Raw genomic sequence first — 15,569 nt, 5'->3', positions numbered from 1 at the left:
ATATATGACTGTTAGAAAACTTCATATACTGTTTTAACCGATTGTACTATAATTTTTTATAGAACTGGTATATGCTTAAACAATGAGGGTATTTCATGTCAGATTTGTCTCCAGATGGAATAAATGAAAAAAAATATGATAATAAAGTTTATTTCTGGGATAAATTTGTCTCAAACTCCGGTACCGAAGATAATATGCGATTTTATGAAATTGAAAACGATTTAGAATTAAGAAACGTTATCCGAGAATTGGAGTCTAAAACAATTAATCATAAATTATCTTTTACAGAGGTATCTCCTAAAAATGCATCAATTAAGAAATGGATTAGCAATATCAGAAATGCTTATCCTGGAACGTTACAAGATGATGTGGAATATTTGTTAGATACTTTTAGGGAGTCTTTATATTCAAGATCAAGGGAGAGCAATAAAATTATTGTAGGTTTCCTGTTGACAAAAGACGTGATGTTGCTCATTCATTCAAAAAAAGACTCTTCACTTGCAGAATTAAAGGATGGTATTTTTTCAGCAAAATTGATATTGCATCCAAAAAATGTGCTACGAGCTACACTAATCAAGAATGAGGATGGTCGTACTACTTTCTCTGCATTTGAATCTAGTAGAAAATGGAGTAAAGGTCATGCTGAGTTTTGGGGAATTGAGCCTGAATCTGTTTCTTGGGATTCCCTTGGAAATATTAATCTTACAATTGAAGTAGATTCATTTCCTTATCCGATTCAGTTAGCACTTGAAAATGAAGAACTAGATGAGATGATTAGAGAAAATCGTATATCTCCCTCAGGAAGTATTAAAATTGGCAGGAATGAGGGTAGAATTATTGGGGTAAATGTTTTTAAGAAATCGATGGATTTCTCGGAATTTTTTGATTTTTATATTACTCGAAAAGAAAACTTGGAAGAACAACGCCAACAATTTAAAAATTTGGTCCCATTGCATGCTGTTCAAAATTATTTTCCGGAGCAATCCTACAAGTACCACGATGACATTGATAAGGTATATGAGATAACAGCTGCTGATGGGATGAAACTTTGTCATGATAAAAAGCACCCACGTTTTAAGGTAGGCTTTTTCACAAAAAAGTATCCTGGAATTAATCCATCCAGTAAATTTTTGCACGTGCTTTATGAGAGTATTTTTGAAAATAGACCACTAGAATTTTGGCATGCTGGAGAAGCTACGTCTCGCGAATGTTTTGAAGTTGGTTCTTTAAGCATTTTTAATGAGGTAGAACTAAATACGCAAATGCTTGAATTAAGTAATACATTATTGAATTTAGCTCAAGACTGTAATAGTAAAAAGAAAAAATATCTTTTCCAGAACTATTTCTGTGAGTTTTGGAAGAAGAATTTAAGCAATGGGTATCTAAGTTCATTGTTTGATTTTCTCAAAGATGATATTATAAAAAAAGAAATAGCTTATGAGTTTGAAAATCAAGCTATCATCGAAACAGAAGATTTTCTCGAATTTAAATCATCAAGTGATTTCAATCCAAAACCTACTCGCTTTGCCAAAGACACATTGGTACCTACCGTCAAGAAATATATTAATGATAATGGCAGTCAAAATCGATATTGTATATTGTATGGTATCGAAGACAATGGTGCAATAAATCCTTTGTATCATTTAAAAAGTGATCAAATTGATATTATTCAAGAAACAACTAACAAGATTCTGGCAGATAGCCGGTATCATGTTGAATTGAATTCCATCCCTTTTAATGAAGGGAACATTCTAAGTGTATTTATACTCCCAGTAGTGTCCAATTGATTTGAAATCAATTTTTCATTTTCTACTATACTTAAAGAACATATATTTGAGTGTCCCGTACTCCGCTGTTGACTAATGTGTGTATCACTCTAAAGGGCTTTGATGCGTCTATGGATTTTTCTGTGCTTCTTTTTTGAAAGCCCACTCCATCAAAGGTATCATTGCATCTCTTACTTCAATTCCATCTTCTGTTAATGAGTACTCCACTCTTGGAGGTATTTCTGCAAAAGCTTCTCTTTCAATCAGTCCGAATTTTTCCAACTCTTTCAATCTGTCTGCTAATGTTTTAGGACTTATGTTTCCTAATTTCTCCTCAATTTCATTAAATCTTATTTTTTCATTGTTTCCAATAGTGCAGATGATCAGCAAAGCCCATTTTTTACTTATCACATTGATAACGCCATCAAGAGGACATAAACAAATTTCTTCTCCTCCTTTTTTCGCACAGCGGACATTCTTACAGTGGTCATTACTTTCTGTCTTCATAGTTGATTCCTTTTCCACTACTGCCTATGTCTCTATAAACTTGACACGTTAAATACTTTCTAATTAATAGTTAGTATGTAAAATAAACTATAGGTGCATAATATGTGTTGCGGACAAAAAGAACATCAAAGAGACTTTGGACATTTGAAACATGCTTCAGCCTGTGAGTGCGAATGCGGACATTCTTTCCGTCGTTTTGTATCTGCCAGAGAAAAGCAAGAGCTTCTGGAGGACTATAAAGATCAACTTGAAAAAGAACTGGCTGCAGTAAATGAATGCCTCGGAGAGATCAAAGGTAGATAAATACAAAAGAGACCGGAGGTGGAGGCGCTATTGAAAAATTCTCCATCTTCTTACTTATTTATTTTGAATAGTATTGCAATTTTGAAGGATACCGGGTTTTTATTTATGATATTCAGCTATCGATATTTCAAGACATTGATATGCCTGAAAACCGGCAGGATAGTTCTCATGGCCGAAGCCTTGATCTTCACTGCTGGCTGCTCGAACTGAGCCTCCACATCTTTCATCTTCAAGGGAATGTCGATTTGCTGGGGGCAGAGTTCCTTACATTTTCCGCAATCCACACAAAGCGAAGCGGATGACCTTTCTCCAAGAATTCCCATCTGATATAAGAGATATTTGTGCTTTGCACCGCTATCGTTTGCACCCCCGAATATTTGGTTGCTGTTGTAGAGATCAAAGCATCCTGGAATATCTACTCCTGTGGGGCAGGGCATGCAATAATTGCAACCCGTACATGGTATTGTCATCAAGCCTCTGTACTTTTTCGCGACTTTACGCACCGTTTCCAGCTCACCTTCTGTAAGTGAATCAGGTTTCGCTTCTGATGCTATCCTTATATTTTCATCTACCTGTGAGATGTCGTTCATCCCGGAAAGGACAACAGTAACCTCTGGATGATTCCAGATCCACCGAAGACTCCACTCTGAAGGTGTCCTTTTCACATCCGAACTATCCCAGATTTCCTCCACATCAGATGGTATGTTCCTGGCAAGGTTTCCGCCACGCAAGGGTTCCATCACGATGATGCCTATCCCTTTTTCTGCTGCATATTCCAGTCCTTCGGTTCCCGCCTGGTGATTCTCATCAAGGTAATTGTACTGAATCAGGCAGACGTCCCAATCATAGGAGTCAACGATCTCCTTGAAAATCTCTGGGTTATCATGGAAGGAAAAACCAACGTTCTTTATGCGACCGTCTAGTTTTGCCCTTTCAAGGAATTCCAGCACTCCGTTCTCTTTAACCTTTTTCCATCCGCTCTCTGTCAGGGAATGGATTAGATAGTAGTCTATGTAATCGGTACGCAGCCTCTTTAACTGTAATTCGAGGAATTTATCCATATCCTGCTGGCTGTTGACAAGCCAGTGAGGCATCTTTGTAGCAATCCTGACCTTTTCGCGGTAGCCATCCTTTAGGGCATCACCAAGAAAGCTCTCACTTTGTTCTTTGTGATACGTCCATGCGCTATCGATATAATTTACTCCGTTATCGATTGCGTGGTGCAGAAGAGTAGTTGCTTTCTCTTTGTCAATGCTGCCATCTTCTGTGGGAAGCCTCATGGCTCCGAATCCAAGTATTGATAGCCTGTCCCCACTTTTAGGTACTTCTCTGTAGAGCATTTAGTCTGTCTCCAACCATGCACTTATTAGATTGATTACCAGACGAATATTTAGCTTTGAGGCATATAGGATTTTTGGATTAAATCCTATCAAATGCAATAGACAGGAAGAGGAAAGTAAATAAATATTGTCAGTTGCATGTCTGTCTCAGAAAGAACTTTTACGTACCTGTAAATCTGTTCTTTATCAGGATTTGATGCATATGACTCACATTATTGTTGATCAGGATCTCTGCACAGGCTGCGGTATTTGTACAAAAGTATGTCCGCCGGGTATAATCGATTTAGCTGAAGCGCCTAATCTCCCGCAAGTGCAGGAAGCAAAAGTCCTGCGCTGTATCAAATGTGGGCATTGTGAGGCTTTCTGCCCGTCCGAGGCGCTGCTTCTGGATTTTCGTCCCGATGAAAAAATATCCCTTCCTGTCGATGCCGGAGCTCTTTCTACTGAAGATATAGGGTTCTATATCAAGAAGCGCAGGTCTGTACGTCATTTCACCAGGAGTCCCGTTCCGCGGGAGAAAATTCTTGAAGTTCTCGACGTTGCTCGTTATGCCGCATCGGGAACCAATGGCCAGCCAGTACAATGGCTTGTTATTCATGATCCCGAAAGAGTCAGAAAGATTGCTGAGCTAACTGTCAAATGGATGAAGACTCTTGTTAATACTTCTCACCACATGAGTGGCTACGTACCTGCTTTTATTTGGGCATGGGAAAATGGACACGATGTCATCTGCCGGGATGCTCCGCACTTGCTCTTCGCACATATCCCGGAAGAAAATCAGATTGCACCTGTTGATGCCATTATCGCTCTCACTCATTTCGACATCGCTGCACCGGCATTTGGGATAGGTACTTGCTGGGCGGGTTTTGTAGCTGCAGCTGCAACCTCTTATGAACCTCTCCAGAAAGAACTCGGTTTGCCTACAGGAAGAAAAACTGCTTATGCGATATTGTTCGGAAATCCTAAGTACAAGATACATGGAATTCCTCGCAGAAAGCCCCTTGAAGTTATGTGGCAGTAATCTCTAATAGGCTTGAAATCTGCTTGAAAACCCTAAAAAAGGTCCTCTGGGGTTTTAAAATCTCTTTTTGGTTTATTTTCGTCCTACACCTTTAAAAAACATGTAATTGAATGTCCCGTATTCTCCAGCAGTCCTGTGGATATCCTCAATCCCACGGTCAAAGGTCTCTGCATCGATAATTCCCATCTCAACTGCATTCTCACGCACACCTTTCACCATTGGGATAATGGTTTTTCTCACAAAGCCTTCCTCCATATGTGGAAGGCTTGAATCGCTGTAAACCATGCGAGGTGAAGCTACAATATCAGAAAAACCTGCCTGTTTCAGAAGTGGGTAGACCTGTCTGCCGATGAGCGAATCGCCACCAAGTCTTGCCTGCACTTCAATCAGGCTGTTCCAGGCTTTAACTCCTGCTTCGGTCTCGGGGTGGAAGAAGCATGAGCCGTGGTCGCCTTCGATAACTGTGATTGTGCCACCTTTTTTTAACACTCTGCGCAGGCTTGCCAATGCTTTTACCGGTTCCTTGAGATGCTCGAGAACGAAGCAGACAAAAATGTGGTCGAAACTCTCATCTTCAAAAGACAGGTTGAAAATGTTTTCCAAACTGAACTCTACATTGGTAACTCCCTCTTTCCTAGCACATTCTTTTGCCAGATTCAGGGAGTCTTCTGATATGTCTATGGACGTGATCTGCGCTTGCGGGCTATTCTTTGAGAGTATCACTGTCTGTGCGCCGATACCGCACCCGGCCTCAAGCACGATACTATCCGGTGGGTACTTTGTATCGCTGTGCAGGAGTTCTTCCAGTGTATTTGCCTGGTCGCTGAGGCGGACAGATTCCCTTTCGGAGTAACCGTGGACGTAATCATGAGAGGTCATGGTGGAATATTACATGACTTTGCTTAAAAATAGAGAGGTTTCATGTCTCTTTTATAAATATGGTATCCATGAAACCGTTATCCTTCTGCATCAGGCAAATTTACGATCTTTTCATAAATCAATTATTTACATGTCTCTGCATCATAGAAACATCAAATAATCTACCTGTGGATCGCCGAATACATCTGTGTTTTCTTCATCCTGGCCAGGTTGAGAACGTTCTTCATCTCTTTATCCTCAAGTAAACGGGACTCAATATAGCCGTTGTCTACAGCCTCGTTGAATATCTCGTAACCGATGCCGGAACGTGTAAGTACTGTAGTCCAGTCCTTGGGTGTACCCACACCTCCAAAAGAAATATCAGCATTCTCGGCAGCAAGATCCGTGCAGTATTTGCATGAGCTGCTTCTATACATGTCCAGCTCATCAAGATCGAATACCCTGAGTTCGTCATCTGTCTGGAACTCGAATTTTCCCTTGCGTATCTTCATAGATTCAATATTTTCCAGTTGCATTCCCTTATTTTCTACAAATTCCTTGATCCCTTCATAATGGAATGTATCCATGCAAAAAAGTCCCAGTCTGAGTATATTGGCACGCATGAACAGGTGCAGGAAACCATACGGACTTTTCTGCATTTTGTAGACTGCATCGATATTGCAGCTTGTTCCCACAAAGGCAATGCTCCTCATGTCTTGTTTCACCGCACTCATAAGCGCATCCAGCGTCATGCTGTGACTGTATATGCTCCCGGCCGCCTCAACAATTTCATCGTAGGTTTTTGCTACGATGGGTACAGGTTTCCATGGCTCTTCCTCGGATTTTACTGTCACTATAGCACAGTCTATGAGTCCTTCCTCGAGGCCATAGGCCAGCATGGATGTTACCACTGCCCCGTCCTGTCCTTTAAGATCAGATATGGCTGTTCTTGCACTGTAGGCGTTTCGTAACTTGCCGATTAGCCCCTCTTCCGTTGTGATGGTTCTCGGACACTGATTGTAACACACTCCACATGCAGTGCATTTTCCAATGAGCTTTGGTTGGTTGTTCTCTATAGTAACAGATTCACATGATGCAACACAAGCACCACAAAGTGTGCAGATACCGGGTTTGATGATCTCTTTCCTGAGTTTTCCAAAAGATATTCTATCCTGTTCAGCAATGGATCTTTTCAGGCGTATAACGCTTTTTTCAAGCCTGTCAAACTTATCTTTACACTCCGGGGAGCAAAAGCAATATTTCTTCCCGCCTTCCTCTGAAAAATATAGTGTATTTTCTGATACTATTTTTTTGCATATTGGATCGATTGGCATAGTATAGCTTTCTCCTTCCATGTGGTAACAATTACCATGAAATTATAAAATCCATCTACTATCTATTCCTTATTAAAGACTTAGGAGTATATGTTTAAAAACTATTGTTCAGGGAAATAATTGTCTTTTGTCCAGTCAGCAAAAAAGAAGAATTTCACTCCTTTTCAGTGATATCATCAACAATACAGACCCCGCCAGTAACCTTTCCTCCGACTTTGATGGGTGAGAACCACTTATGGTAAGTTCGTTCTATTCCCTTTTCACTGATGCTGCAGGCTCCCTGGTATTCACAGCTCTCTCCATTGAGACATCTCCTGTACCATTCTTCAAGTCTGCCGTCAACAGCGTCCTGAAACACATTTCCGCCTTCGAGGTTTTCGTTGCTGCACTGGAGAAGCTTCGGGAATACATCATTGAAAGACGTTACATTGCCTTCCTTATCAAAAGTGATTATACCCAGGGGTGCATTTTGAACAATACTCTCATTGAACTGTTTTAAATAAGCAATCTCGTTTATCATTCTCTGATGTTCACTGAGATCATCCGCCACACCTACCGCTTCCATCACCTTCCCATTTTTCATAAGAGGGCTGATACTAACGTTCAGGTATTTCTCATTTCCTTCCTCATCAAGGAATTTCAACATCTCTGTGCTTTTTTCTCCTTTCCGGAGGTCTTCAATGATAGCTTCCAGTTTGGCTGCATCGTCCTTGTGTACAAAATCAAGGATATTTTCCCCGACAGCTTCACTGCTTCGTATCTTCAGGTAATCATGGATGACAGGATTCACATAAGTAAAATTGCCCACAGGATCAATAGAGAAAACAAGGTCGGGATTCGTTTCCACAAGAGTCTGGTACTTTTCCTGTGACCTTTTGAAATCGTTGATGATCCTTTCGACTTTGCGAATTGCTCTTTCCTGCATTTTCTGGGTTGTGCTGATCAGATGTTGCATTTCAGCTGATATCGAATCAATACTCTCCAACTCCGGTGCACGGTCTCCCATTTCAATCGTGGCTTCTTCGATAACATCTGAAATAGATACCCCCCTTTCTTTGGCAATCTTTTTCAGAATATCGTATACCGGGGTTTTGATAGTGGTACTTGAATATCCTTCAGCTGGCATGTGTGTCTCATATGTTCTTTATCTTCATAAATGTGTTTCCCACACTGGGGGTGTTTTCTCATGTAAAACGGTAGCAATAACTTGGAGTGGTAGTATTAAACTTTTTACGGTAAACAAAACCGTAAGACTTTTATTATACCTGTTGCCATGGTTATCATTGTTACCTACTATGGAGGTATAGGAAGTGAAGGAATTATACGACAAAATGGCCAAAGAGGCCATAAATGCACAGAAATCAGTTGTAAGCACGATAAACGAAAAAAGAGGCACTGAGTTCAAAGTAACCGATGCCAAACCATATGTGGATGCAGTCAACACGATGGCCCCTATGGGTGAGCAGAGCAAGGAAGTCTTTGATCTGCACATTGACTCTGTCAATGCACACTATGATGTCATGACATCTCTCACTGACACGGTAAGGCCGGAAGACGATCCATTTGTTGAGCACTACCAGACACCCCCGATCCTTGAGATACTCTATGATGAGGACCCGGCTTTCAGAGCATCTGCCGAGAAGTTCATCGATGCCATTGGCAAGGCTGAAGCTCTCATCGGAAAAGAATCAATAAGAAGATACGGTGGATTCTATGGTCCTACTTGTGTTGTGGACTTCGCATTCACTCCGGGAAGTACCAGCAATGTAGTTAACAGGATTCTACAGAATCTGGACATCCCTGTTGATCACAAGCGAGCAATACTCTCCTCTAAATCCTGGGGTATGAACACCTCATACGGCGTAGGCGCCCAGTTCCAGGCCTCACTGGAGGATGGTAAAACCGCAGCTGACGCAGTGAAAGATGAGATTGAAATGCTTAAGATGGTCTACGACACTCCGGTCGAAGCCCAGGCATTGCTCATGGAGAATCACGGTCATACTTCATTCGACGTCAAAAAATACATGGATGGGTACAGGAAGAAAATGGAAGGCACAGTGAAGGCTGCCATGGATGCGGAAGTGTTCTACGGTAACATAGTAACTGTCCCTGCATACGGTGTAGGAGACGTGGCACACCACATATCACAGTCAATGTTCAACATGACAAAAGATGATATGACAATGGCCATTATCAATGCTGTCAGTGGTGTACTCTATGATACACTCGAGGGCGGAATGGGCAAATTCAAGAACGAGTTCTCCCCACTTACAATTGCAACAGATGCAACAGCAGCTGCAACAACAAAGATTCTCTGGATGGACGGCTTTACAACCATGATGGTAAACGACCTGCTTGTAAAGAGGTTCCACAACTACGTTCTCAACAACCCTACAAGAGGGGCAGCAGCAGAGTTGCACAATGTGGACTTCATTGATCTGATCGAAAAAGGTGAGCGTATCATAGATCACAAGCCAAGAGGTGCCGGATCTGTTGTTCAGGGAATCCCTATCGATTACAGTGCAATTGAGAACAACGATGTCATAAACAATCCTCAGCGCTATGCATATCCTGCATGTGCAATAACAGTACGCTTCTCCTCCCTCATGAGGCTTTCTGACTTCCCATGCCTGCTTACGAGTGAGCCGGTAACTGCAACTCTCATGACGAATATCATTTCCCTGCACAAGGATGAACCACATTCTCCTGCCAGGGTATGTAAGTTCTGCGCTGCAAACTATTTCAATTACAAGTGTGAATACTGCAACTGGAAGGAAGCAGTGTGAAAAAATAAGGATGGTGTGTCATCAGTACACACTATTTCTTTTTTAGAGGTGGTTCTATGGCAGAAATCAGTTTGTTGAAGCGCTCGTTAGCTGAGCTTATCGGTACTTATGTTCTGGTCTTTCTCGGAACAGGATCCGTGGTGACAACGGTTCTTCTTATCCAGGGATGGACAACACCATACGCAGATAATACTTTCAACGTAGGAATCGATATTGCCAGTTGGTTTGCGATTGGTATTGCTTTTGGTATAGCTGTGCTCGCGATGATATATACGTTCGGTCACATTTCCGGGACGCATATTAATCCCGCAGTCAGTATAGCTCTCTGGGCAACCAAAAGGATGCCCACGATAGATATGGTCTATTATATTATAGCGCAGCTTATAGGTGCAACCCTTGCTTCACTGAGTATTGTGGTCATATGGGGCTCACGCTCGGTTGCTACGGGTCTGGGTGCTACTGCTATGTTTGAAGGCGTGACTTATGGCCAGGCTATAGTATGTGAGGCAGTAGCGACATTTTTCCTTATGCTCGCTATAATGGGCACTGCAGTTGACAAACGTTCCCCGGCAGGATTTGCAGGATTGATAATAGGTCTTGTAGTTACTGCAGATATCATTGTTGTCGGCAATATCACCGGTTCATCCCTGAATCCTGCACGCACGTTTGGTCCTTATCTGGTAGAAACTATCATGGGAGGAGTAAACCTGTGGTGGCAGTTCCCGATATACCTGATCGGACCTATACTTGGGGCTATCGTGGCTGCTTTTGTTTATGACTATGTCGCAGGTTTAAAAAGTAGTGAATAAAGTGATGTATTTCCTCCTCTTTGTGACTACTTTTTTATTTTTTTCTTCATCAATTCAAACGTTGTCCCTCTTTTGAGATCACTCAGGGAAACAATAAAGTAGCCCTGTAAAAATAGCCTATATGCTTATTATCACTGAAACTTGCTATTCATCTGGTAACGGAGAATTCATGAAAGCAGAAACCAAAACACAACTCATTTCGGTAGGCTCCGTGAATATGGACCCTTCCCTTATCCATTGGCTAACTATCCCCACAGCAGGTCCGGGCGCAGGAAATGTTGCCTTCTTTTTCAGTTCTGGAGGTCATCGTGTTCGTCTTGCCGTTAAAAAGGAATCTCCTTTGCAGGCAGAAATGGAAAATGGAGAGCTTGTAATAAGAAAAGACGGTGTTGAGATCGCAAGGGGGGACATTGAAGAGGAACTCATCCATTGTCCTGAACAGGCTTTCATAACCATGTGCGAGAAATGCGTCTTCGACTGCAAGTTCTGTCCGGTTCCCAAACTTGAAGGCAAGATTAAGACAATGGATGAGATGCTTGGGATGATAGGGAAGGCCAATGAAACAGGAAAGATGCATGCCATTTCCATAACATCGGGGGTTGAGATATCTCCGGAATCCGAAGTTGACAGGGCCGAGGAACTAATCCGCAGGCTTAGGGAGACCTACTCAGTTCCCATCGGTGTCTCTGTGTATCCTACTGAGGATTCCACCCCCAGACTTAAAAATGCAGGTGCCGATGAGCTGAAGTATAATGTGGAGACCATGGATCGTCCTCTCCACAAAAAACTCTGTCCTGACCAGGATCTTGAATTCATACTTCAATCACTGGAACAGGGTGTTGAGATATTCGGAAGGAATAAGGTCTGCTCCAATTTCATAATCGGTCTTGGTGAATCTGACAAGTCCGCAAAAGAAGGTATTGAAGAACTGGTTTCTATTGGTGTTGTTCCAATCCTCAGGGCTGCTGCAAAACATCCTTTACGAGAAGGGGAGCTCACTGTCGAACGTCCGTCAGCCGAAAGGCTGCTGATGCTTAACCGTTTCCTCCGGGAAAAACTGGACGAATACGGTCTGCGCGCGGATATTTTCAAGACCATGTGTCTTCCGTGTACTGGATGTGACATTAATCCGCATTCTGATCTTGAATGAAGGTTTATTAATTGAATTTTATCCGTGACGGATGTGCAGGTTTAGGCCGTTACATTTCTTCTTTTAATTCTTCTTTGAGAATTGCATATATGCAACTATCCTGCACAACATTATTTTTGATTATGCTGTTTTTCAGGACAGCTTCAAGCCTGAATCCTGCCTTCTCAAGCACTCTTCGAGATGCTATGTTACTGGCAAAAGGTTCTGCATAGACTCTGATAATATCGAAGTTCTGAAAAATATATTGTGTCATACACCTGACCATATTTGCCATTATACCCCTTCCCCAATATTCCTCTCCCAGAAAATAACCGATCTCCATATTCTTTCGGTGAACATCCTCTTTGAAATATGCACCTATGCTCCCGGCAATAACTCCGTCAATTTCAATGGCAAAAGTCACAAAGTTCACCTCGGTTTGCCTGGCAAGGAAAATGAATTCCTTCGCATCATCGACAGAATAAGGATGAGGAAATCCATCTCTCAGATAATCAGATATCTTCTTATTGTCAGCAATAGCTGCAAGCCTTTCAGCATCACTATCTTTCCATGGCCGGAGCGTGAACTCATCAGTCTCTATGACCATTTTCCTTTTTTCCATAAGGGCCCTTATTAAACAGGCCTCAAATAAGAAACTAACTCAAGATCAATGCATCTTTTTCTCAATGATCGCCGGCCAGACAGAAGCTGAGACTATCATGCTGAGTACGAAAACAAAAACCATACCTGCAATGATATCCACCTGGCTGTAAAGGGGTATGATCCTCGAACTGTTCACAATCAAAGAGAGTGCTGCAAAAATAATAACCAGTAAGAGGGATGACACAAGGCTTGCTATCAGAGCATATTTTCCTTTTTTACTGGTATCCTGTCCATTCATAATCTTCTTTCCTCCTCGATTATCTTTTTACTTTATACTCTTCCTTTTCATCAAAAGAGAGTTTGTCGTAACCGATATGGAGCTCATTGCCATGAAGGCTGCAGCAAGTGCGGGTGTTATTAGTATGGTACTGACGAAGGGGTAAAGTATACCGGCTGCAAGCGGGATGCCTATGCTGTTATAGCCGAAGGCCCAGAAGAGATTCTGTTTTATCTTGCTCATGGTCAGCCTGCTCAGCCTGATAGCTGCAAGCACATCTCTCAGGTCATTCTTAATAAGCACTATCTGTGCAGATTCCATAGCAATGTCAGTCCCTGCTCCCATGGCAATGCCGATATCCGCCTGTGTAAGTGCCGGTGCATCGTTTATTCCGTCACCGACCATTGCAACTATGCGTCCTTCATCCTGAAGTTTTGTTATTTCGACAGCCTTGTCTTCGGGAAGTACCTCGGAAAGCACCTTTTTTATGCCGATGCTGCCGGCAATTGCATCTGCTGTTCTGCAGTTGTCACCTGTGATCATCACAACTTCAATACCCATGTTGCGTATCTTCTCCACAGCCTCTTCGGAGTTTTCCTTCAGGGTATCTGCGACCGCAACAAGGCCTATAACATTGCCATCCTTTGCAGCTATCATGGCGGTCCTGCCAAGGGATTCCAGTTCTTCCATCTTTTTTTCTGCAGAGGAAATACCAATATTATTGTCTTCCATCAGCTTGCGCGTACCAAGAAGTATCTTGCTACCCTTTACGCTTGCTTCAACACCTTTTCCGGCAATAGAACTGAATCTTTCCGCGTTGTCAGTTGTAAGGTTTCTTTCTTCTGCGCCCCTGACAATAGCCTCACCAAGGGGATGTTCGGATCCCTTCTCAGCACTTGCAGCGATTACAAGCACTTCATTTTCCTCAAAGTCTCCAAATGGAATCACGTCAGTAAGTTCAGGCTCACCTTTTGTCAGTGTCCCCGTCTTGTCGAAAACAATCGTATTTATTTCCAGGGTTTTCTCAAGTGCTTCCCCACCTTTGATAAGTATTCCATTCTCAGCACCTTTGCCCGTACCTACCATGATGGCTGCAGGGGTTGCAAGACCCACAGCACAGGGACAGGATATTACCAGTACGGTGATGGATATGAGCAGTGCGAACAGGAATGGACTGAGTATTTCGGAATTAATCGGAACATTATATCTCTCGAATCCGATGAAATACCAGAAGAAGAAGGCAAGCAGTGCCAGTACGTGCACGACAAGGATAAACTGGCCAGCTACTACGTCGGCAATCCTCTGTATAGGCGCCTTGGAGTTCTGGGCGTTTTCCACAAGCTCGATTATCCTTGCAAGTGCGGTATCCGCACCTACATTCGTTGCTCTTAATTTGAGGCTCCCACTTTTGTTCAATGTTGAACCGATTACTTCGGCTCCTTTTGTCTTCTCAACAGGTATGCTTTCTCCGGTTATCATGGATTCATCAACAGCAGATGCTCCTTCAACGACTATGCCGTCCACTGCTATCTTCTCGCCGGGCCGGACAAAGACTATTTCCCCAACTTCCACATCCTCAACAGGCACTTCCTTTTCCTGCCCGTTCTCGATGATACGCGCAGTCTTTGCCTGCAGGCCAATGAGCTTTTTGATGGATTCCGATGTTCTGCCTTTTGCACGGGCTTCCAGGTATCTCCCCAGTGTTATGAAAGTAATAAGCATTACAGCGGTATCGTAATAGAGGTGCTCGTAACCGGGTCCAAGGTCAAGGTAGCTGGATGCGACACTGATAATATAAGCTGCTCCCGTTCCGGTTGCAATGAGCAGGTTCATGTCTGTAACGCCGTGCTTGAGTCCCCGGTAAGTTCCAACGAAGAATTGTCTGCCGGGGAAAACAATGACAATTGTTGTCAGCAGGAACAGCAGGTTTTCGTTTGTAAGAAAATCCGGCACAAACCAGAGCAATTCAGGAAATCCGCCTTTCATGCTTCCAAGCATGACAGGCACGGCGATAGCGGCGGATATTATCAGATTATTTCTCTGACGGCGTACCTCTTCTTCTCTTTCTTTCTTTTCCCTGTCCTCAGTTTCCTCTCTTCCGGCAGGCAGGGAAGCAGAGTAACCTATCCCTTCAATTGCTGCTATCATATCCTCGACTGATGTCAGTGAGGAGTTGTACTCAACACGTGCTTTTCCTGTGGATACGTTGACGCTTACGGAACTTATCCCGTCCTGACTCTTTAGTATTTTTTCAACGTTCATTGCGCATGATGCGCAAGTCATACCACCCACATCAAGTGTGGTCCTGTCCTTTACCACATGGTATCCTATGGATTCGATTTCTTCTTCAAGTTCCTCACGGCTGACTATTGAAGGATCATATTTGACAGCAGCTTTTTCTGTAGTCAGGTTAACATTAGCAGAAACCACCCCGACACTTTTGTTCAGGATTTTTTCAACATTTTGTGCGCATGATGCACATGTCATTCCTGCTATCCTGAAAATAACATCTTCCACGTGACCGGGTTCTGTTTCTGTCTTTGCTCCCCGCTCTTCGTCAGGGATTACCTTGCATACGCGCTGCTCCCCGTTATCAACCGGCAGAGGGCATTCTTCTTCCCCAACCTCGTATCCTGCATCTGTAACAGCCTGCTTTATGTTTTCGATACTTGTTTTATCAGGGTCGAATTCAACTGTCGCACTTTCATCCTCTAGATTTACATCTACCGAGAATACGCCCTCCAGGGATGATATTGCATCTGTCACACGCTTGTGACAGTGCATGCATGTCATGCCGTATATTTTGATCTTTGTCTGCATATTTTATTTTCAGAAA

The 15,569-nt window shown here is 42.7% G+C and carries 14 protein-coding genes; 6 read left to right on the top strand and 8 right to left on the bottom strand.

What is annotated here, in order from left to right; genetic code table 11:
- The first annotated feature begins 95 nt into the window (after positions 1 to 95).
- Complete coding sequence (locus tag V7O62_RS06960) at positions 96 to 1,787, top strand: hypothetical protein (RefSeq protein WP_406655525.1); 1,692 nt, start codon at positions 96 to 98, stop codon at positions 1,785 to 1,787.
- Between the two features lie 108 nt (positions 1,788 to 1,895).
- Here the strand turns inward: V7O62_RS06960 and V7O62_RS06955 are convergent, their stop codons facing one another.
- Positions 1,896 to 2,273: a winged helix-turn-helix transcriptional regulator gene (locus V7O62_RS06955; RefSeq protein WP_406655523.1), complete on the bottom strand. Its 378-nt coding sequence runs from the start codon at positions 2,271 to 2,273 to the stop codon at positions 1,896 to 1,898.
- 102 nt (positions 2,274 to 2,375) lie between these two features.
- Here V7O62_RS06955 and V7O62_RS06950 point away from each other — a divergent pair, with 102 nt between their 5' ends.
- A complete protein-coding gene (locus V7O62_RS06950) occupies positions 2,376 to 2,576 on the top strand; it encodes a hypothetical protein (protein ID WP_406655522.1) in 201 nt (66 codons plus the stop codon).
- A 116-nt stretch (positions 2,577 to 2,692) separates the two neighbouring features.
- Here the strand turns inward: V7O62_RS06950 and V7O62_RS06945 are convergent, their stop codons facing one another.
- Complete coding sequence (locus V7O62_RS06945; protein WP_406655520.1) at positions 2,693 to 3,916, bottom strand: aldo/keto reductase; 1,224 nt, start codon at positions 3,914 to 3,916, stop codon at positions 2,693 to 2,695.
- A 202-nt stretch (positions 3,917 to 4,118) separates the two neighbouring features.
- Between V7O62_RS06945 and V7O62_RS06940 the strand changes: the two genes are divergently transcribed.
- Complete coding sequence (locus tag V7O62_RS06940) at positions 4,119 to 4,937, top strand: nitroreductase family protein (RefSeq protein ID WP_406655519.1); 819 nt, start codon at positions 4,119 to 4,121, stop codon at positions 4,935 to 4,937.
- 72 nt (positions 4,938 to 5,009) lie between these two features.
- Here V7O62_RS06940 and V7O62_RS06935 read toward each other — a convergent pair whose 3' ends face one another.
- From V7O62_RS06935 to V7O62_RS06925, 3 genes are all read right to left on the bottom strand, one after another.
- Positions 5,010 to 5,816 (bottom strand): methyltransferase domain-containing protein, encoded by an 807-nt coding sequence (locus V7O62_RS06935; protein ID WP_406655518.1) that lies wholly within the window; start codon positions 5,814 to 5,816, stop codon positions 5,010 to 5,012.
- Positions 5,817 to 5,977: 161 nt separating this feature from the next.
- Entirely contained in the window at positions 5,978 to 7,129 is a 1,152-nt protein-coding gene (locus V7O62_RS06930) for a Coenzyme F420 hydrogenase/dehydrogenase, beta subunit C-terminal domain (protein WP_406655517.1), read from the bottom strand.
- Between the two features lie 154 nt (positions 7,130 to 7,283).
- Positions 7,284 to 8,255 (bottom strand): PAS domain-containing protein, encoded by a 972-nt coding sequence (locus tag V7O62_RS06925; protein WP_406655516.1) that lies wholly within the window; start codon positions 8,253 to 8,255, stop codon positions 7,284 to 7,286.
- A gap of 184 nt (positions 8,256 to 8,439) precedes the next feature.
- On the opposite strand from V7O62_RS06925, the gene V7O62_RS06920 reads away from it, so the two are divergent.
- The 3 genes from V7O62_RS06920 to V7O62_RS06910 all read left to right on the top strand — a co-directional run bounded on the left by V7O62_RS06920 (position 8,440) and on the right by V7O62_RS06910 (position 11,874).
- Complete coding sequence (locus V7O62_RS06920) at positions 8,440 to 9,915, top strand: DUF2193 family protein (protein ID WP_406655515.1); 1,476 nt, start codon at positions 8,440 to 8,442, stop codon at positions 9,913 to 9,915.
- 56 nt (positions 9,916 to 9,971) lie between these two features.
- Entirely contained in the window at positions 9,972 to 10,724 is a 753-nt protein-coding gene (locus V7O62_RS06915; protein WP_406655514.1) for an MIP/aquaporin family protein, read from the top strand.
- Between the two features lie 169 nt (positions 10,725 to 10,893).
- On the top strand, positions 10,894 to 11,874 hold the full coding sequence (locus V7O62_RS06910) for a radical SAM protein (protein WP_406655513.1): 981 nt from the start codon (positions 10,894 to 10,896) through the stop codon (positions 11,872 to 11,874).
- Positions 11,875 to 11,923: 49 nt separating this feature from the next.
- Here the strand turns inward: V7O62_RS06910 and V7O62_RS06905 are convergent, their stop codons facing one another.
- The 3 genes from V7O62_RS06905 to V7O62_RS06895 are packed head-to-tail and all read right to left on the bottom strand — an operon-like array spanning position 11,924 to position 15,553.
- Positions 11,924 to 12,475, bottom strand: a complete 552-nt coding sequence (locus V7O62_RS06905; RefSeq protein ID WP_406655512.1) for a GNAT family N-acetyltransferase — start codon at positions 12,473 to 12,475, stop codon at positions 11,924 to 11,926.
- A 45-nt stretch (positions 12,476 to 12,520) separates the two neighbouring features.
- Entirely contained in the window at positions 12,521 to 12,754 is a 234-nt protein-coding gene (locus V7O62_RS06900; RefSeq protein WP_406655511.1) for a hypothetical protein, read from the bottom strand.
- A 27-nt stretch (positions 12,755 to 12,781) separates the two neighbouring features.
- Positions 12,782 to 15,553, bottom strand: coding sequence for a heavy metal translocating P-type ATPase (locus V7O62_RS06895; protein WP_406655510.1), 2,772 nt, complete (start codon positions 15,551 to 15,553; stop codon positions 12,782 to 12,784).
- Positions 15,554 to 15,569 lie beyond the last annotated feature (16 nt).

The sequence above is a fragment of the Methanolobus sp. ZRKC2 genome, assembly GCF_045291185.1.
In the GTDB taxonomy this organism is placed as follows: domain Archaea; phylum Halobacteriota; class Methanosarcinia; order Methanosarcinales; family Methanosarcinaceae; genus Methanolobus.
This window is presented reverse-complemented; position numbering and strand designations above follow the sequence as displayed.